This is a genomic window from Dickeya lacustris, from assembly GCF_029635795.1.
GTDB classification, from domain to species: domain Bacteria; phylum Pseudomonadota; class Gammaproteobacteria; order Enterobacterales; family Enterobacteriaceae; genus Dickeya; species Dickeya lacustris.
In genome coordinates, this window is sequence record NZ_CP114280.1 from 2464990 (window position 1) to 2483544 (window position 18555).

Below are 18555 nucleotides of genomic sequence, written 5' to 3' on the forward strand. Positions count from 1 at the left end.
AAGTCCGTGAAAATAAGTCCATGCAAACGTCCCCTGCGCCCAACAACGTGGGTCAGGGGTATCAATCCATGCAGGGTGTCAGACTGTGTTTTGCATTATCGGCCAGATACGGCCTGATATGCAGGAAAATCAGCCTGAACTTCGCCATTACCGATGCGGATATCCAGCAAAGCCGCAACGCGCTTTCCGATTAACTCAATATCAAACGCCGCCGCAGACACGGGGCTGAAATCAAAAATCGAACGTTGAGAAGCATTGGCTTCAGCGACGCTTTCATCACGGTGAACGCTACCTATCAGTTTGTCCGGCATACGCAGTTGAACAAACGAGGCCACCTGACTACAGAGTGCGCGGCGATTATCAGTCTGATTTAAAAGCAGATAAGTGCCTTTTTTGCGGTTAAGTTCCTGCCCGGTCAGCTTATTGTTTTCAATCTGCGGCATTAATGACAATGAGGCGGTATCCGCCATCATTACCACCAAATGCAGGTCGGCAAGCTCCGTCATCGCTTGCAACGCCGGGCCGGGGCCGGGCGGAAAATCGGCAATCACCACCAGGCCGGGGTAATTCATGACGGTGCTCAGGCCACGACGCAAAAACAGCGGGTCATTGGCCAGGTTATGCTCAAACGCCAGGCGCTGCTCTTGCGTCACACTGCCGTAAGGCAGCACAAAAATATTGTCATCACTGGTCAGAATAGACTGGCTCCAGTCCGGCGTTTCGGCCGATTTAGCGACAAATCCCCTCTCATCGGTAAGCGGTACACCAAAATGCAGGCGCAATGAGTTTTGCACGTCAAAATCAATCGCCAGCACTTTACTTCCCCCACGGGCTAACGCATAAGCCAGATTGGCTGCCATGGTGGTTTTTCCAACACCTCCTTTCGGAGAACAAACACACACTAACGGCATAACGCAATCTTCTCCAGCAAGGGTTTTAATAACATCGTTTTTGATAATGAGGGGGTATTGTCTGGTTGGCTTCGGCTACTGAACAGCGCGCGAAAACGGCTATTATCCGGCTGCGCTGATGCAGCGGCAGCAAACGCAGCCGGGCGCACCGGCGTTGCCGCAGCAAATGCCTGCCTCGGCGCGTTTTGCAGCGTTCTAACTTCCGCTAACGGCTCAACAGGCGCACTCAGCGGCGCTTGAGGGGGTACTAACGCGATCGGTTGCACGGCTTGCGCTACTGGCGACTGCGCGGTTAGCAGCTGTTCTGTTATCGATCGCGTGGCTATCGGTTGCATGGCTATCGATTGCGCAGCTATTGCCGATGCCACCGCCGGTGGCGCCAGAGAGGCGGCAACCGCACTCAACAGCGCAGGCGTCGCATCCGGCGACGCGGCTTTCGGCGCTAAACGCGCGGTCGCGGGAGTCGCCGTCGGCTCGTTAAACAATGAGGGATTAATCGGCGCAGGTTGTGCCACACCGGTCGCGTGTACGCCTGACAGGGCATCGTCCTCTGCCGGGTTGCGCAACAACTGTTTCATCAACGGCCAGGCAACAGTGTCTGACTGCAACATTTGGCTGGACATGTCCCTGAAATCAATATCTTTTATTTGGGCTTTGTCCCTAAAGCGCTGCATATCATCATAACTGTTCATCTGACTGTCATTTCCCTGGAAAAGGGTGGTCGAAATACGCTGTCATTGGGCAGCGCAAAAAACAATCTTTTAAGATTAGTCTTATACCGAGATTTGTGACGAAGGTAAATTCCTTCAGAAAAATAAATAAGCGCGCTGTAAGTAAATAGGCTACCGGCATTCGTTAACCACATTATTATTGCTACTGGCGCTAATTTACGCCATAGATCGTCAAAAACTCGATAATCAATGGGAAAACTAATATTTCAACACCGAACATTTCATAAAAATTAAAATGTATTTTACATATTTCACAAAAAAATCGGGCTTAAACGCCGAATAACTCGCGAAATAAGTTAGCGAAACTAATAAAATCCACCCCACACCCGTTTACTTTAACTCAAGCTTTATTAATCATTCCCAGCGTTGCGCAACAGCAAATACCTGCCCGAGTCGCCCACATCTGCACGCATCCCCCCATGAACATAGCGGGGTGTTGATAAGAAAAATCAGACGAAAAAAACCGGACACCTCACCGATGGCAACGCGCAGCAGGCCATATCAGGGAAACCCGCGCCGTACTGAAGTTGAACGGCCAAGGCCCGGCACAAAAAAACGGCCCCGGAGATTAACCGAGGCCGTGTTGTCTCACGTTGTTGTACGTCGCGTTATTGTACGTCACGTTGCTGTGCGTCACGCTATTACACGTCACGCTATTGTGCGAGACGCGAATCAGCCAGCCGGACTCTCTTCCTGCTGCTCCACCGCAAAGCAGGCAACCAGTTGGTCGCCGTGCGGTTTGAGGTGAGGTTGCAACTGGGTGCAAGTCCCGAAACGGTGCTGGCAACGGGCGTTAAAAGCACAGCCCGGCGGCGGACTGAGCGGGCTTGGCAGCTCGCCGGTCAGCTTGATGCGCTCACGGCGCGCGTCCGGGTTCAGGCGCGGCGTCGCAGACAACAGCGCCTGGGTGTACGGGTGGCGCGGGTTGTTGAAAATCGCGTCTTTACTGCCTTTCTCCACGCAGCGGCCCAGATACATCACCATCACTTCATCGGCGATGTGTTCCACCACCGACAGGTCATGCGAGATAAACACGTAAGACAGCCCCAGTTCCTGCTGCAAATCCATCATCAGGTTCAGCACCTGTGCGCGCACCGACACGTCGAGCGCAGACACTGGTTCGTCGGCAATCACTACGTCCGGGTCAAGCATCAGCCCGCGAGCGATAGCGATACGCTGGCGCTGGCCGCCGGAAAACATGTGCGGGTAACGGTCGTAATGCTCGGTTTTCAGCCCGACTTTCGCCATCATCGCCAGCGCTTTCTCGCGGCGCTCTGCCTTGGTGAGCTCGGTGTTGATAACCAGCGGCTCTTCCAGGATCTGGCCAATTTTTTTGCGCGGATTGAGCGACGCATACGGGTTCTGGAACACGATCTGGATTTTCTGGCGACGCAGCTTCTGCGCTGCCGGGTCTGGCTTGAGCAGATCCTGGCCCTGATAATACAGCTCGCCGTGCGACGGCGTTTCAATCATGGTCAGCAGGCGGCCCAGCGTGGACTTGCCGCAACCGGATTCACCCACCACCGCCAGCGTTTTGCCACGCTCCAGCGTGAACGACACGCCATCCAGCGCTTTCACCAGTCGCTCCGGTGCGAACAACCCTTTTTTCACCGGGTAGTGTTTTTTCAAATCAATCGCTTCGAGCAGATAGGGCTGCCCGGCTGCGTTCATGGTCTGGCTCATACGGTTGGCCTCCCCGCATCATCCAGCGGTGTGTGACATTTCACCTGACGACCGGGAATATCCCGCATCTCAGGCTCTTCCTGACGGCAACGATCGCTGGCGTAGGGGCAGCGAGGGTTCAACAGACAACCCTGCGGCCGGTCATACTTGCCCGGCACCACGCCCGGCAGCGACGCCAGCCGTGATTTGTCTGCGGCAAACTCCGGCAGCGCGCGCAGCAGCGCCTGGGTGTAGGGGTGGCGCGGAGCGCGGAAAATATCCACCGCCTTGCCCGATTCCACCACCTGTCCGGCGTACATCACGATGATGTGGTGCGCCGCTTCCGCCACCAGCGCCAAATCGTGGGTAATCAGGATCAGCGCCATGTTCTCTTTTTGCTGCAACTCCAGCAGCAGTTCGATGATCTGCGCCTGAATGGTCACATCCAGCGCCGTCGTCGGTTCATCGGCGATCAGCAGCTTTGGCCGACAGGCAATCGCCATCGCAATCATTACACGCTGGCTCATGCCGCCCGACAGCTGATGCGGATACACATCCAGCCGCGATTCCGGGTCAGGAATCCCCACCTGATTGAGCAAATCAATCGCGCGCGCGCGCCGGGTTTTACGGTTGCCGCCCTGATGCACCTTGATGGCTTCCATAATCTGGTAGCCCACGGTGTAACACGGATTCAGGCTGGTCATCGGGTCCTGGAAGATCATCGCCACTTCCGCGCCTACCAGCTGACGCCGCTCCTTATCGGAGAGCGTCTGTAAATCACGCTGGTTGAACTCCAGTTTGTCAGCCATCACTTTACCGGGGAAATCAATCAGCCCCATGATAGCCAGTGAACTGACCGATTTGCCGGAACCGGACTCGCCGACGATGCCGACCACCTGCCCCTGTTCCACCTGATAGCTGATGCGGTCTACCGCACGAAACGGCAGCGCACCTTCGCCAAAGTGTACCGACAGTTTATCTACATTGAGTAACGCCATCTCTCTACCTCTATCGCCGCTTGCGCTGTCACTGCTTGAGTTTGGGGTCGAGAGCATCACGCAAGCCGTCCCCCATCAGGTTAAATGCCAATACCGTCAGCAAAATCGCCAGTCCGGGGAACGTCACCACCCACCAGGCGCTCTGCGCAAATTGCAGCACGTCGGAGAGCATGGTGCCCCATTCCGGTGTCGGCGGCTGTGCGCCCATGCCGAGGAACCCAAGCGCAGCCATATCGAGAATGGCGTTAGAAAAGCCCATTGATGCCTGCACGATCAACGGTGCCAGGCAATTAGGGAAAATGTTGATAAACATCTGGCGCAGCGCCCCAGCGCCCGCCACACGGGAAGCGGTCACATAATCACGGTTGACTTCCATCAGCACTGCCGCGCGCGTCAAACGCACATAGTGCGGCAGCGACACGAAGGTCAACGCCAGCGAGGCATTGAAAATGGAGGGGCCGAAAATCGCCACCAGCACCAGCGCCAGCAGCAGGCTCGGCAGCGCCAGCATGATATCCACCAGACGCATGATGGCAGCATCTATCGAACCGCCGAAGTAACCGGCCATCAATCCGAACACGATGCCCAGCACCAGTGACATCAGCACCACCAGACAGCCGACCAGCAGCGACAGGCGCGCGCCATACATCAGGCGTGACAGCACATCGCGCCCGACATCATCGGTGCCAAGAATAAATTGCCAGCTACCGCCTTCCTGCCAGACTGGTGGCTTTAACAGCGCATCACGAAACTGCTCGGCAGGCGCGTGGGGAGCCAGCACACTGGCCCCAATCGCCACGATCAGCATCAAAACAATGTAAACCAGGCCGACCACGGCCCCTTTGTTACGCTTAAAATAGTGCCAGAACTCCTGAAGCGGAGTCATCGGCACTGGCGCAGCCGTTTGTACTGCGGGTTGCGTTATTTGCGTCATTCTGCGCCTCCTGTTATTTCTTATGCCGGATACGCGGGTTCACCACGCCGTATGTCAGGTCTACCAGCAGGTTCACCAGAATTATCATGGTGGCAACCAGCAACACCCCGCCTTGCACCACCGGATAGTCACGGCGTTGCAGCGCATCAATCAACCAGCGCCCGAGGCCCGGCCAGGAGAAAATGGTTTCCGTCAGGATCGCGCCCGCCAGCATGGTGCCGACCTGCAAACCAATCACCGTTACCACCGGTAACATGGCGTTGCGTAACGCATGCACGACAATGACGCGCAGGCGGCTTAAGCCTTTGGCGCGGGCGGTACGGATGTAATCTTCGCCCAGCACTTCCAGCATCGCCGAGCGCGTCATACGCACAATCACCGCCAGCGGAATGGTGCCGAGCACCACGGCGGGCAGCACCATGTGCATCACGGCGTCTTTGAAGTCACCGTCTGCGCCCCAGATTAAGGTATCTATCAACATAAAACCGGACAGCGGCAGGGTGTCATCCAAAAACACCGTATCGCCGATGCGACCGGACACCGGCGTCAGGTTCAGTTGCACGGAAACCAGCATGATAAGCATCATGCCCCACCAGAAAATCGGCATCGAATAGCCGGTTAATGCCAGGCTGATGGATGTGTGATCAAAGATAGAACCGCGCTTAACCGCCGCCATCACACCAACGGGAATACCGATAATCACCGCGAAGATCATCGCGCAGACGCCCAGTTCCAGCGTGGCCTTAAAACGCGGCACAAATTCGTCCCACACCGGCATGCGGCTTTTTAGCGACATGCCTAAATCACCGTGCAACACGCCATAGATGTAATGCAGATATTGCTCCCACAGCGGCTTGTTAAGACCAAGCTGCGCCATCAACTGCGCATGGCGCTCTGGAGAAATACCGCGCTCCCCTGCCATGATCATCACCGGGTCGCCGGGGATCATGTGCACGAAAGCGAAAGTCAGTAGGGTAATACCGATAAACGTTGGGATAACCAGCCCCAAACGCCGGAGTATGAACTGCAACATATCCCGAACTCTCTGTGCGTTCTCTTATTAGAGATAAAGGGCCCGGCGGTCTCGCCGCCGAGCCTGACATGGCTCACTGAAAAAACGGACGCCGAAGCCTCCCCCGCTATTCCCCGATAGAAACAGCAGGGGCGATAGCACAGCTATCGCCCGTGAATATGACGTATATGGATGATTACTCTACAGATACGTGATTAAAGTTATGCACACCGCGAGGTTCGATAACATAACCTTTCACGTTTTTACGGATCGGTTCATACACGGTAGAGTGGGCAACAATCAGCGCCGGAGCCTGATCGTGCATCACCACCTGAGACTGTTTGTACAGCTCGATACGCTTGGCCTGATCGGATACGGAACGCGCTGGCTGAATCAAGTCTTCAAACGGCTTGTAACACCATTTGGAGTAGTTGGAGCCTTTTTTCGCCGCATCGCAGCTAAACAGCGTCGCCAGGAAGTTATCCGGGTCTCCGTTGTCGCCAGTCCAGCCCATCAGCACCGTCTGGTGTTCACCGGCTTTGGCACGCTTGAGGTATTCGCCCCACTCGTAGGTGACGATTTTGGCTTTCACGCCCACTTTCGCCCAATCCGCCTGGATCATCTCAGCCATACGGCGCGCATTCGGGTTATACGGACGCTGTACCGGCATCGCCCACAGATCAATCTCAAAGCCGTTTTCCGCACCCGCTTCTTTGAGCAGTGCTTTGGCTTTGGCAGGGTCATAGGCGTAGTCTTTCACGTCATCGTTATAACCCCACATGGTCGGCGGGATCAGGTTTTTCGCTGCCTGACCGGCACCCTGATACACCGCATCAATAATGGCTTGCTTGTTCACCGCGTAGGTCAGCGCCTGACGGATTTTCACGTTATCCAGCGGTTTTTTCTCAACGTTGAATGACAGATAGCCCACGTTCAGGCCCGGCTGTTGCAACAGGTTGATGTTTTTATCCTGCTTCATGCTGGCGAGATCGGCCGGGTTCGGGTACGGCATAATCTGGCATTCGTCTTTTTGCAGCTTGGCATAGCGCACGGAGGCATCCGGGGTGATGGAGAAGACCAGACGGTCAATACTCGGTTTCGTGCCCCAGAAGCTGTCAAAGCGTTTGTAGAGAATACGGGAGTCTTTCTGGTACTGCTGCAACTGGAACGGCCCGGTGCCGATAGGGTCAAGGTCGATTTTCTCCGGCGTACCGGCTTTCAGTACCTTGTCGCCATATTCAGCAGACAAAATCGACGCGAAATCCATCGCCAGGTCAGCCAGGAACGGCGCTTCGGCACGCGTCAGCTGGAAGCGAACCGTGTTGTCATCCACTTTCTCAATTTTGCTGATAAGCTCATTCATCCCCATACCTTCAAAGTATTCGTAGCTGCCGCCGGAGACTTTGTGGAACGGGTGATTGGCATCCAATTGACGCTGGAAAGAGAACAGCACGTCATCGGCATTGAGGTTACGGCTCGGTTTGAAATCTTTACTGTCCTGCCACTTCACGTCTTTGCGTAAATGGAAAGTATAGGTTTTGCCGTCAGCGCTGATATCCCACTTCTCGGCCAGACCCGGCTCGATTTCGGTGGTGCCGTTTTTAAACTCAACCAGACGGTTATAAATTGGAATGGAGCTGGCATCAAAGGTGGTGCCGGAGGTAAACAGCTGCGGGTTGAAGCCTTCAGGAGAACCTTCTGAACAATACACCAGGGTTTTTGCCTGTACACCGGCGGCAACAGATAGCGCCAGAAGACCAAGGCTGAATTTCAGCACCCTTGATTTCATCAGGGATTTAGCCATTACATGAACTCCATTGTGGATGTTGTGTGTGAGTCAGACCCATTATTGTGCTCGCGAAGTGCTGGCGAGCGCGACGGAGATTATCGCGGCCCTTTTTCACGGTGGTCTGTACTTCTTCTTTATCTGCGTCAGTCTGGAACAAGCCTAAAGACAGACACGCGAGTAAACAGGGAAAGACAACAGTGCGGGACAAGCAGGAAACCCCGCCAGCCCTGTCGGATCAATCATCATGATTCCGGGTACTCTGCCGCTTCTCCTCCTTGTGACGCCCACAATGTGTCAACAGATGACAATCGCGTCAATATAACCTGTTAGGATTTACAAACAGAAACCGCAGAATCATCAAGGTATAAAATTAGCTCAATTGGCTTAATTTTTGGTGACTAAGCCCACAAAATAACAAAAACACAACAGTTAAAACCAGGTTAACTCACTCATGCGATAATTATCACCACACAATAACTCATATGAAAATCCTCTCGAATGGTGAATTAGTACACAGTAAAGCGTGTTAAAAAGGTTAAAAACAGGTGAAAATACTGACAAAAATAGGCCAGCCATGATGCATTCCTACCATCGGTGTGAGAACACGCCAACTATTTGCGCAATATAAAAAAACTTTCCCGCACAGCAGAAAATGCCGCCGTTCCGGGCCTACGCCACCCCATTGTGCATACGACAGCGGTGATGGCAGCTAACCGCGCCAAAAAACCCCTCCACCACCATCAGCCCTGCGCATGGCGATCGTCTGCGGCGATCTCGCCGTTTCCCCTGCGGGTATTGTTAATTTTTGTTCTTTTTACAGCGGGGTTTTTATTTATGTAACTTTTAAAAATTTATTTTTATTTTCGTCATGACATGATATTTTTCAGCTATTACGTCGCTTACCTGCTTTCAAAATTATTTCTTTATTCATTTCCTCTCCCTTATTTACCCCAGCAAACGAATTTTAATTACAAAACGACTAATTAAATTACTTAAAAGCGAATTGGAGTGCAGTTCACAACTCTTTCACGTTTGTAGCGAACGCCTATTATTTTTAACATTTGCCTATGCTAGATTACTTAAAGAATATATCGTCATAATAATAACATCGCCTTTTTATTTTGATGGTGTGACTGATGGTTATTGTGCGCAGCACATTTAACAAAATGTTTCCACGCCTTGCAGAGCAAGCCCAACCCTCTGTCCTATGCCGCTACAACAGGGTGAATATAATGAAAAGCATTGAAACTGAAATACTGAGCGATAATACGCTTACTACCGCACCATCAGGTTTACTGGAGAATATCAACAAAGTCCGCATTGGCTCTGTGCCTTTTATTCTTTTCCTGGTTATTTCTGCCATTGTTTTTATTGCATCTTATGCCAGCTATCTGCCAAAAAATATGATTGGCGGGTTCGCGGTTATTATGACGATGGGTTTTCTGTTGGCCTATATTGGCCAGCGTATTCCGGTACTTAAAGAAGTTGGCGGGCCAGCCATTCTTTGCCTGATGGTGCCGTCAGTGCTGGTTTATTTCCATTTGTTCAACGCCAACACGCTTGATACCGTCAAGCTGTTAATGAAAGACGCCAACTTCCTTTACTTCGTTATCGCAAGCCTGGTGGTCGGCAGTATTCTTGGCATGAACCGCGTCATCCTGATTCAGGGGATGATTCGTATGTTCATCCCGCTGGTCATCGGTACGGCAACCGCAGTGATTACCGGTCTGCTGGTCGGTAAACTGTTTGGTTACAGCTTCTACCACACCTTCTTCTTCATCATCGTTCCTATCATCGGCGGTGGTATCGGCGAAGGCATTCTGCCGCTGTCGCTGGCTTACTCGTCGATTCTCGGCCAGACGCCGGATGTCTACGTCGCCCAGCTCGCGCCTGCCGCCGTTGTCGGTAATATCTTCGCCATCATCTGCGCTGGCGTACTGGCGCGCATCGGTATCTGGCGCAGTGACCTGAATGGTAACGGTAATCTGGTACGCAATGCCGATGACAGTGCGCTGTTTGCCGTCAAAGACGCGCCCAAAACGGTCGATTTCCACCTGATGGGCGGCGGCCTGCTGCTGATCTGTACTTTCTTTATCGTCGGCGGATTGTTTGAAAAAGTGCTGCACATTCCAGGCCCGGTACTGATGATTCTGATCGCCGTGCTGTGTAAATATGGCCGGGTCATTCCTGCCAGTATGGAAACCGGTGCCAACAGCTTCTACAAATTCGTCTCAAGCTCGCTGGTTTGGCCGCTGATGATTGGCCTTGGCATGCTGTATGTCCCGCTGGAAAGCGTGGTTGCAGTGTTCTCTGTCGGCTATGTGGTGGTGTGTGGCTCGGTGGTGCTCTCGATGGCGCTGATAAGCTTCTTTATCGCCCCATACCTGAAAATGTACCCGGTTGAAGCCTCTATCGTCACCAGTTGCCACAGTGGTCTGGGCGGTACGGGCGATGTGGCCATTCTTTCTGCCTCTAACCGTATGTCGCTGATGCCGTTCGCGCAAATCGCCACCCGTATCGGCGGTGCTTCCACCGTGATTGCCGCCACCTTGCTGTTAGGCTGGCTGGTGTAATTCTTCAGCGGATTTAATGCGACAAGGCCACGGATTCCGTGGCCTTTTTCGTTTTACACGCCAGATAAAAAAGCCACGTCGTTCGTGGCTTTGTCGTATTAGCGTTATTCGCAATATTGGCGCAAGGCGTCCTGTTTTTCCGGCAGCAAGCGGTAGAGATAAACCGGGCGTCCCGTCGAACCGTAGAGAATATTGGTGTCAAGAATACCGGTATCCGCCAGATAGATAAGGTACTTACGGCAGGACACGCGGGAAATACCAATCGCATTCGCCAGCATCTCGGTGGAAAACTCCGTGCCCTGATTACCCTCAATCCACTCACAGACGGTGCGCAATGTCAGGCTGGTTAAGCCTTTCGGCAGTTTCTTACGCTCGACAGTCGGCGTGCCGCTGGTGCGGCGGATGAGATTATCGATGTCCGATTGCGCGACAAACTCACGGTGCTTGAGCAAATTAGCTTCTTCGCGATAAGCGGTCAGCGCCTGTTCAAAACGGGCAAACTGGAACGGTTTAATCAGGTAATCCACCACGCCGTAGTGCAGCGCTTTTTTAATGGTATACACATCGCTGGCGGATGAAATGATGATGACATCCGTGTGTTCACTGAATTCACGGATGGTCGGCAATAAATCCAGGCCATTGTCCTGCTGCATATAAATATCCAGCAACACCAAATCGATTTCACAGTCTGGCTGCATTAACAGATTACGTGCCTGCTGTAGCGTTGGCACCGTCGCATAGCAGCTAAACCCGGAAATCTGATTCAGATAACACTTATTCAACTCCGCTACCATAGCGTCGTCATCAACAATCAGTACATTTATCATGGTCAAATTGCCTTAATCATGGTCAAACTGCCTTGCCTGATACGGGATATTCACAAAAAACTGGGTGTAAACGTCCGGTTCGGATTCAAAATCAATAGTGCCGCCAATTTTCTCAAGGCTCTGTCGGGTGAGATACAACCCGATGCCCCGTCCGGCACCTTTGGTGGAAAAACCTTCCTGATAGATACGCTGCTGGATTTCAGGCGCGATACCCGGCCCATCATCACTGACCGTACAGTGCAGGTGCCCGTCCTGATGGTGAAACGTGACGGTAATTTCACGATTCTCCAGGCCGGATAATGCGTCCATGGCATTTTCGATCAGGTTGCCCAGCACGGTGATTAATTCATTGGTCGCCTGGGCATCATCGGTATCCGGTAGCAAGCTGTCCTCACTGACAGACAGCGTCACGCCCAAATCCCGCGCGCGGTTGATTTTACCTAACAGGAACCCGGCAATCACCGGAGATTTCACTTTGCGGATAATCGAACCAATCTCCGCCTGATAATTATTGGCGGTTTTTAAAATATACTCTTCCAGTTGCGGATAATATTTCAAATGCAGCATGCCGAGGATCACATGCAATTTGTTCATAAATTCGTGGGACTGGGCGCGTAGCGCATCGGCATAGTAGGACATGCCGGTCAGACGTTGAAGCAACTGGCTGACCTCGGTTTTATCGCGAAAGGTCGCAATCGCACCGATAATATCGCCCTTGACCACCACCGGCACCGTGTTAATCAGCAGCAGGTTGCCATTGAAATTGATCTCCTCATCCTGACGCGGCAAACCGGACTCCAGCACCTTTTCCAGATTCATCAACGCAGGCCAGTGGCTAATCGTCGTGCCGATAGCCAGCGTTTCGCCGGAACCATGCTCGCTGAACACGCGTCGCGCCTCATCATTGATGATGGTGACACGCAGGTTGGTATCGACCGCGATCACCCCTTCTTTGATCTGTTTAAGCATGGCGTTGCGCTGCTCAAACAAGTTGGAGATTTCAAACGGTTCAAAGCCCAGCATGATGCGTTTAAGCGCTTTTACCAGGAAGTACGTCCCCAGTAGCCCGACCAACGCGCCAAACAGGATAGTCCAGGGAATTATCCAGCGGTTTTCATCGATAACGGACTGTACGCGCGTCAGCGAAATACCGACCGCCACCACACCAACCTGTTGATTATTTTCATCAAATACCGGAGTAAACGCGCGTAGCGCCGGGTCCAGCACCCCGCGATTCACCGCTGTATTCTCAAGCCCTAACAGGGCCGGATATAAATCATCGCCAATAAAATGGCGGCCAATCTGCTCAGGCTCCGGGTGAGAATGGCGAATTCCGCCCATGTCCGTCACAATCACAAACAGCAGATGATTGCGGCTTTTTACCTCTTCGGAAAAGCGCTGAACCAGCGCCGGATTGCCGAGCCCTTTGAGATCGTCAATAACCAGCGGTGAATTGGCAACGGTGCGGGCAATGGCGAAGGCTTTGTCTTTCAGGTGGCTTTCGGTTAATTCGGTAATGCGAAAAAACAGCAGCGCATACACCACCAGCAACACTGAACCTATCACCGCCGACACCATCAGAATTATCGAGGTGCCAAGCTTCAGCGGTGTCTTTTTCTTCCCCATGTCATGCTCCGCAATACGCATCGTCTGTCCTGTTATCTTAACCTGTTCATACGGTTTCTGCGTCATTTCCCACCCGCTAATAACAACGCCGCCGCCCTTGTACAGGCGGCGGCGTGATTACAGCAGCGGACGTTACCACATCCCCAGAATTTTCCACCACAGGCTACCAATGCCAAGCCAGATAGGGATAACCACCAAACCGACCAAAAAGCCTATCCGCCACCAGGTGCCCAGCGGCAGATAGCCACAGCCAAACATGATGGGGGCAGGGCCACCGGAGTAGTGCGTCGTTGCCATAAACAGGTTACTGAAAGCGGCGAACGCCAGTACGGTTAATACCGGTGGCGCACCGGCGGCGATGGCGATAGAAACAAAAATGGCATACATGGCGCTGATGTGCGCCACGGCGCTGGCCATAAAGTAGTGGCTGTAGTAGTAAACCAGCAGCAGCAGGCCAATCATCGGCAGCCAGTGCATTCCGGCAACCGCGTGACCGGCCATGCCGCCAAGCCAGGCAATCAGCCCCATTTTATTGAGCTGTGTCGCCAGCATCATCAACACGGCAAACCACACCACGGTATGCCAGGCTTCTTTCTCGCCGGTCACATCTTCCCAGCTTAACGCACGGGTCAGCAATAACACGCTCAAACCGCCCAGCGCCGTCAGCGTGGCATCGATATTCAGCGAAGCGCCCAACACCCAAAACACCACCAGACCGAGGAAAACCGCCAGCACAATCCATTCGTTGCGGCTCATTGGCCCCATTTCCTGCAAACGGACTTTAGCCAGCTCGCGCATTTCCGGGGTTTTTTTCAGCTCCGGCGGATAAAAGCGATACAACACCAGCGGAATAACCAGCAGCGATAATACGCCCGGCACCAGCGTCGCCAGCGCCCATTCCGTCCAGCTAAGGTGTACGCCGAATTGGGTCGCCAGTTTGCTGATAAGCGGGTTGCCCGCCATCGAGGTCATAAACATCGCGGAGGTGATAGCGTTACACTGAAAAATCGTCTGCACCAGAAAGGCCCCGATACGGCGCTCGGTGCCTTGTTCCGGGGTGGAGCCATAGGCTTCAGCTATCGAGCGAAACAGCGGCGTGATAATGCCGCCACAGCGCGCCGACGTAGACGGCATCGCCGGAGAAAACAGCAGGTCGGTAAACACCAGGCCGTAGGCCAAACCAAGGCTACTGTTACCCAATTTGCTGATAAACAAAAAACCGATGCGTCGGCCAAAGCCGCTCTTGATGAAACTGCGCGAAATAAAGAACGCACAGGCAATCATCCAGATAGTCGGGTCGCTAAATCCAACCAGCACCTCTTTTACGGGCAACAAACCCAACGCGGCCACAGCGGTAATACTGAAAATCGCGATAGCGCCAAGCGGATAAGGGGAAAGAATCAAGCCAATCACGGTTGCGACAAATATGGCCAAGAGATGCCATGCTGAAGCATTGACCCCTTCAGGGACGGGAATGAACCAAAATACAACGGCAATACCGAGGATAATAAAAAGCTTAACTAACCTGCTATTATTTGCAGACATACCAACACCACTCAAGATTAAAACGAAATCAGCCTTATTTACCGGAGGGCCCGTGTCATGAGTGGTGGTTATATTTTATTTCTTCATCTCATTATCGTAAAAACAGCGGGTATGACTTCAGTAAAAATTAATAGCAGAAGCATAAAAAGTAAAAAAAAGACGAGAAAATAAAGTGACTAGGGTGCTTTTTCTCGTCCCATCAAAATCAAGTAAAGTAATCAACGAAGGGATAGTATTATAAAAACAAAACCCATCATCGTTATTTTAATTACTAAACAGGTTTAATAATTTACCATTAAAAAAGAAAACAGCATTTCATTAAAAGTCTGACTCGCATCAGAATTACTAAAAATAACATTTAAAGAACATATAATTAACTACAAAGAACATAATAAACCATTAAAGATAAAATATGTTAATTGCTCTATTTATTATATAAAAACCATGGGTATTAAATAATATTTGAGTATGGCGAGGTGAGTGCAGGAAGCATTAAGAAATAATCATTATCATATCGTCTTGATCGTGAGCTGAACCGACCGATATGACAGCAAAATAGCGGTTCATCCATCAGAAAATGCGCCACGGTCAATTCGATAATCACCCGGTGACGTATCAACCCCCCCTAATGAGAGCACGATTTCGCTGCTGGCTTATCGCTGCCGTGATCGCGCGACATGTTAACAAACCGCGCCCGGCCATATCACTGGCACAGGCGCGGTTTTACGCGTTAATGACGGTTTACGCGTTATGACTGCGCGCTATTGGCGTCGTCTGACTGGCGGCCAATGGCAATGCGCTGTGGCTGCAACGCCAGCGGCACCTCGCGCACCAGATCAATATGCAACAAACCATGCTGGAACTGTGCCTGTGACACATGCAGGTGCTCTGCCAGCGTAAAGCTCAATGAGAAGGGTTTGAACACCAGCCCCTGATGCAGGTACTGCGCTTTTTTCTCTGCCAGTTCCGGGGTGCCTTTCACGGTCAGGCGCTGGCCTTCCACTTCGATATCCAGCTCCGGCTGACGAAACCCGGCCAGCGCCAGCGTAATGCGGTAGTGGTTATCATCGATTTTCTCGATATTGTAGGGCGGAAATTCAACCGCTTCCTGACTCCCCATACTGCTGGCAAGCTTGTCAAAGCCAATCCACTGACGCAACAGCGGGGATAAATCGTAATTACGCATGATAGAAACTCCTTCTGTGAAGCGAGATAACTGTTTTCGGCCAAAGGCCGAACCGTTCCCCAAGGGCAAACGGATACTCAGGCAACCCGGCGTTACCCGGTTGCACGTCAAATATCAAAGCCTGAAAAGAGGCCTGCGGTTATTTGATTTCGATACGGCGCGGTTTGAGCGTTTCTGGAATGACCCGCAGCAAATCGATAAACAGCAGCCCGTTTTCCAGGTTGGCACCTTTAATTTGGATATGTTCAGCCAACTGGAATTTGCGCTCAAAATTGCGCTCGGCAATCCCCTGATAGAGATAATTACGCGCGCTGGCTTCGCCGCTGTGCGCACCTTTGATAATCAACATGTTGTCATGAGCCGTGATGTCCAGCTCGCTCTCGGCAAACCCGGCGACGGCAATGGCAATGCGGTATTGGTTTTCATCAACCAATTCAACGTTATAGGGGGGATACCCGCCATTACCCTGGCTCTGGCCGGCTTCCAGCAGATTAAACAGACGATCAAAACCAATAGCAGAACGGTACAGTGGGGAAAAATCGGGGTTACGCATAAACTGCCTCCTAACGTGCAGCGAGGTCTCACCATGATTGCCCTCCTTAACGGACGGGCTCCTGACCACAACAGCATGAGTCAAACATCGGGTTTGCCTCATGACGCGATACCCTGTCGGCGTATCTCTGCGGGTCTGTTATCTATCTGGTGTCGGCTCGGCGTTTTTCAACAGCGCTAACAAAAATTTCTGATTCTTTCCGCACATCGGGCAGAATCACGCGTTGCCACTGGACAGCAAGCACATTTTGTTAAAACATGTAAAACGCTTGGCCACGCCGCCGTCAAACACGTAACCGGGACGCTTTCTCTCAAGGTAACATGATGACCATACTGAAAAATGCTTCGCTATCCTTCATTCTATCCGGGGGAATGTTGGTGACGTGTGGCGGTTGCTCCAGCGTGATGACCCATTCCGGCGGCGAACAAGGTTACTACTCCGGTACACAGGCGAGCGTCGCCACGCTAAAAGATGACAGCACCAGTTGGGCGATGATGCCGATGGTGGTGCTGGATGTACCGTTCTCCGCCACCCTCGATACCCTGCTGCTGCCCTATGACTTCTACCGCAATCACAGCGACCAGCACAGCACCTCGGCGCGTGACAGGCTTGAGGAGTATGAACGCCGCAAACAGCCCAACCCGCCGATTCCGCCAGCCCGCATACCGGCTGCGCCCAAAACCGTCAATCAATAGCGGTATCGGGCAAACATCACACCGTCGGCTGGATCATGACCGTCACCACAAAGATCTGATTCACGCCCTCGATATTACGTAGATAGGCAATACGTCGGCCATCAGGGGAAAACACCACGGCATCGCCTTCTGGCGGCATATCACTGCGTTCGGTCTGGCGCATCAGGCGGCCGGTCGCCACCTCGCACACCATCACGCTGTTATCACAAATGAACGCCAGATATTGCCCGTCTGGGTGCCAGCTAAACGCCGACTGTATCGGCCAGTCGGCGTGCGTGACCTGTCGTGGCGCACCGCCAGTTGGCGACACCGTCCACACTTGCACTACGGCGTTATCATCTTTCATTAAAAATGCGATTTCACTGCCATCCGGCGAGGCGCGTAGCCAGTGGCGAGGCTGATTCACCAGCCCCGGATAACGTCGGTCAGCGGTGAAGGTCAGGCGGCGCTGAGAGACACCTGCCGGTGGCGCGGGCAACGCGCTGTCACTGCCCCCCAAGGGATGCGCGCCAGAAACGGCATAAGCCTGCGGGTGTTCGGGTAAATCAACAATAAACACCTCCGCCACCCGTTCCCCGCGCGCCGAACAGGTGTCGCCGATAAAAGCCAACGCCCAGCGTTGACGTTGACCATCCGCACGTAAATAGCCCTGGTTGCCAACCCACCCCTCTTCGTAAGCGCGGTTAATCTCATTGCTGCCGGGGCGAGGTTTTGGCGTCGTCTCGCTGACCAGCACACAAAAATGGCTGCCATCATGCTCACGGGGATGACAATGGGGAGCGACGACCGGATGTAACGGCACCGCCACCCCGACATTGCGCAAATCCAGCGCAGGATCGCGCGCGTGCAGCACATGGTCGTTATAGGTAAAACTGAGTCGGCTGCCATCCGCGCTGAAGACATGCACATGGGTGCCACCGCGCAACGCACCGGCAAGATAAGGGGGCATCAACACGCAGGCATCCAGCGTCGTCGCCTGCGTGCGGTTGTCATCCGCAACCACCACGCCACGGCGATGGTGGAAATCATATTGCCAGTGCTCATCCGGTTGTTCCGGGCCATGAATAAATACATAGCGCTGCGGCAAGGTCGGGCTACCTGTCGCCACACCGACATGGGCACCTTGTGTGGCGCGGTAAATCACTTCACGCTGGCCGGTATCCACCTGCACCCGTTCAATCGTCAAGCCAGTGAATGAAGAACCGTGGGGGCGAACATCATAAATCAACCAATTGCCGTCACATGTCCAGATGTTTATATTGGTTAACTGATGCGAAAAAGCATCAAACGTTATCTGTCTGTCTTCATTTGTCACACATTCCCCCCTTTCCTGACCAAACCCGGAATATCATAAAAAAAACCATAAAAAACGACAAAAACAATAAAAATCATTGTATTACTTTCAAAGACTGACTGTATTTTCCATCAAAAAAATAGAAAGATATCGTCAACAACCTCCGTTTTTCACGCAGGTCTATGAGGCGTAACCTTAGCGTTATCGAAAGGACAAACG

Annotated in this window: 15 protein-coding genes; 2 read left to right on the forward strand and 13 right to left on the reverse strand. The window is 52.7% G+C overall.

Annotated elements, in window-relative coordinates:
* Positions 1-95: 95 nt before the first annotated feature.
* The 7 genes from bcsQ to dppA form a co-directional block, all read right to left on the reverse strand.
* Entirely contained in the window at positions 96-911 is an 816-nt protein-coding gene (gene bcsQ / locus O1Q98_RS11205; protein ID WP_125261157.1) for a cellulose biosynthesis protein BcsQ, read from the reverse strand.
* A complete protein-coding gene (bcsO, locus tag O1Q98_RS11210; protein ID WP_125261158.1) occupies positions 902-1603 on the reverse strand; it encodes a cellulose biosynthesis protein BcsO in 702 nt (233 codons plus the stop codon). Before bcsO ends, bcsQ begins: the two co-directional genes overlap by 10 nt.
* A gap of 711 nt (positions 1604-2314) precedes the next feature.
* Positions 2315-3313: a dipeptide ABC transporter ATP-binding subunit DppF gene (dppF, locus tag O1Q98_RS11215; protein ID WP_205744293.1), complete on the reverse strand. Its 999-nt coding sequence runs from the start codon at positions 3311-3313 to the stop codon at positions 2315-2317.
* 8 nt (positions 3314-3321) lie between these two features.
* The gene (gene dppD, locus O1Q98_RS11220) at positions 3322-4302 is read right to left on the reverse strand and encodes a dipeptide ABC transporter ATP-binding protein (RefSeq protein ID WP_125261160.1); all 981 of its coding nucleotides are present in this window, start codon (positions 4300-4302) and stop codon (positions 3322-3324) included.
* A gap of 28 nt (positions 4303-4330) precedes the next feature.
* Positions 4331-5236 (reverse strand): dipeptide ABC transporter permease DppC, encoded by a 906-nt coding sequence (gene dppC, locus O1Q98_RS11225; protein ID WP_125261161.1) that lies wholly within the window; start codon positions 5234-5236, stop codon positions 4331-4333.
* 13 nt (positions 5237-5249) lie between these two features.
* Positions 5250-6269, reverse strand: coding sequence for a dipeptide ABC transporter permease DppB (gene dppB, locus O1Q98_RS11230; protein WP_125261162.1), 1020 nt, complete (start codon positions 6267-6269; stop codon positions 5250-5252).
* Between the two features lie 175 nt (positions 6270-6444).
* Positions 6445-8052 carry a dipeptide ABC transporter periplasmic-binding protein DppA gene (dppA, locus tag O1Q98_RS11235; protein ID WP_125261163.1) on the reverse strand — a complete coding sequence of 536 codons (1608 nt, stop codon included), beginning with the start codon at positions 8050-8052 and terminating at the stop codon, positions 6445-6447.
* A gap of 1217 nt (positions 8053-9269) precedes the next feature.
* On the opposite strand from dppA, the gene O1Q98_RS11240 reads away from it, so the two are divergent.
* Positions 9270-10610, forward strand: a complete 1341-nt coding sequence (locus O1Q98_RS11240) for a 2-hydroxycarboxylate transporter family protein (protein WP_125261164.1) — start codon at positions 9270-9272, stop codon at positions 10608-10610.
* 104 nt (positions 10611-10714) lie between these two features.
* Here the strand turns inward: O1Q98_RS11240 and dcuR are convergent, their stop codons facing one another.
* The 5 genes from dcuR to ibpA form a co-directional block, all read right to left on the reverse strand.
* Complete coding sequence (gene dcuR, locus O1Q98_RS11245; protein WP_125261165.1) at positions 10715-11437, reverse strand: two-component system response regulator DcuR; 723 nt, start codon at positions 11435-11437, stop codon at positions 10715-10717.
* 12 nt (positions 11438-11449) lie between these two features.
* Positions 11450-13063, reverse strand: coding sequence for a sensor histidine kinase (locus tag O1Q98_RS11250; protein WP_125261221.1), 1614 nt, complete (start codon positions 13061-13063; stop codon positions 11450-11452).
* Between the two features lie 132 nt (positions 13064-13195).
* The gene (locus O1Q98_RS11255) at positions 13196-14608 is read right to left on the reverse strand and encodes an anion permease (protein ID WP_125261166.1); all 1413 of its coding nucleotides are present in this window, start codon (positions 14606-14608) and stop codon (positions 13196-13198) included.
* Between the two features lie 748 nt (positions 14609-15356).
* Complete coding sequence (gene ibpB, locus O1Q98_RS11260) at positions 15357-15794, reverse strand: small heat shock chaperone IbpB (protein WP_125261167.1); 438 nt, start codon at positions 15792-15794, stop codon at positions 15357-15359.
* Between the two features lie 139 nt (positions 15795-15933).
* Positions 15934-16347 (reverse strand): small heat shock chaperone IbpA, encoded by a 414-nt coding sequence (gene ibpA, locus O1Q98_RS11265; protein ID WP_125261168.1) that lies wholly within the window; start codon positions 16345-16347, stop codon positions 15934-15936.
* A gap of 320 nt (positions 16348-16667) precedes the next feature.
* Here ibpA and O1Q98_RS11270 point away from each other — a divergent pair, with 320 nt between their 5' ends.
* A complete protein-coding gene (locus tag O1Q98_RS11270) occupies positions 16668-17042 on the forward strand; it encodes a YceK/YidQ family lipoprotein (RefSeq protein WP_125261169.1) in 375 nt (124 codons plus the stop codon).
* Positions 17043-17058: 16 nt separating this feature from the next.
* On the opposite strand, the gene O1Q98_RS11275 is transcribed toward O1Q98_RS11270, so the two are convergent.
* Positions 17059-18357: a YidR family protein gene (locus O1Q98_RS11275; protein ID WP_125261170.1), complete on the reverse strand. Its 1299-nt coding sequence runs from the start codon at positions 18355-18357 to the stop codon at positions 17059-17061.
* Positions 18358-18555 lie beyond the last annotated feature (198 nt).

Excerpts from the sequence above, each read along its gene's own strand:
- bcsQ (WP_125261157.1), bottom strand. The coding sequence starts at position 911 with ATGCCGTTAGTGTGTGTTTGTTCTCCGAAAGGAGGTGTTGGAAAAACC.
- bcsO (WP_125261158.1), bottom strand. The coding sequence starts at position 1,603 with ATGAACAGTTATGATGATATGCAGCGCTTTAGGGACAAAGCCCAAATA.
- dppF (WP_205744293.1), bottom strand. The coding sequence starts at position 3,313 with ATGAACGCAGCCGGGCAGCCCTATCTGCTCGAAGCGATTGATTTGAAA.
- dppD (WP_125261160.1), bottom strand. The coding sequence starts at position 4,302 with ATGGCGTTACTCAATGTAGATAAACTGTCGGTACACTTTGGCGAAGGT.
- dppC (WP_125261161.1), bottom strand. The coding sequence starts at position 5,236 with ATGACGCAAATAACGCAACCCGCAGTACAAACGGCTGCGCCAGTGCCG.
- dppB (WP_125261162.1), bottom strand. The coding sequence starts at position 6,269 with ATGTTGCAGTTCATACTCCGGCGTTTGGGGCTGGTTATCCCAACGTTT.
- dppA (WP_125261163.1), bottom strand. The coding sequence starts at position 8,052 with ATGGCTAAATCCCTGATGAAATCAAGGGTGCTGAAATTCAGCCTTGGT.
- O1Q98_RS11240 (WP_125261164.1), top strand. The coding sequence starts at position 9,270 with ATGAAAAGCATTGAAACTGAAATACTGAGCGATAATACGCTTACTACC.
- dcuR (WP_125261165.1), bottom strand. The coding sequence starts at position 11,437 with ATGATAAATGTACTGATTGTTGATGACGACGCTATGGTAGCGGAGTTG.
- O1Q98_RS11250 (WP_125261221.1), bottom strand. The coding sequence starts at position 13,063 with ATGGGGAAGAAAAAGACACCGCTGAAGCTTGGCACCTCGATAATTCTG.
- O1Q98_RS11255 (WP_125261166.1), bottom strand. The coding sequence starts at position 14,608 with ATGTCTGCAAATAATAGCAGGTTAGTTAAGCTTTTTATTATCCTCGGT.
- ibpB (WP_125261167.1), bottom strand. The coding sequence starts at position 15,794 with ATGCGTAATTACGATTTATCCCCGCTGTTGCGTCAGTGGATTGGCTTT.
- ibpA (WP_125261168.1), bottom strand. The coding sequence starts at position 16,347 with ATGCGTAACCCCGATTTTTCCCCACTGTACCGTTCTGCTATTGGTTTT.
- O1Q98_RS11270 (WP_125261169.1), top strand. The coding sequence starts at position 16,668 with ATGATGACCATACTGAAAAATGCTTCGCTATCCTTCATTCTATCCGGG.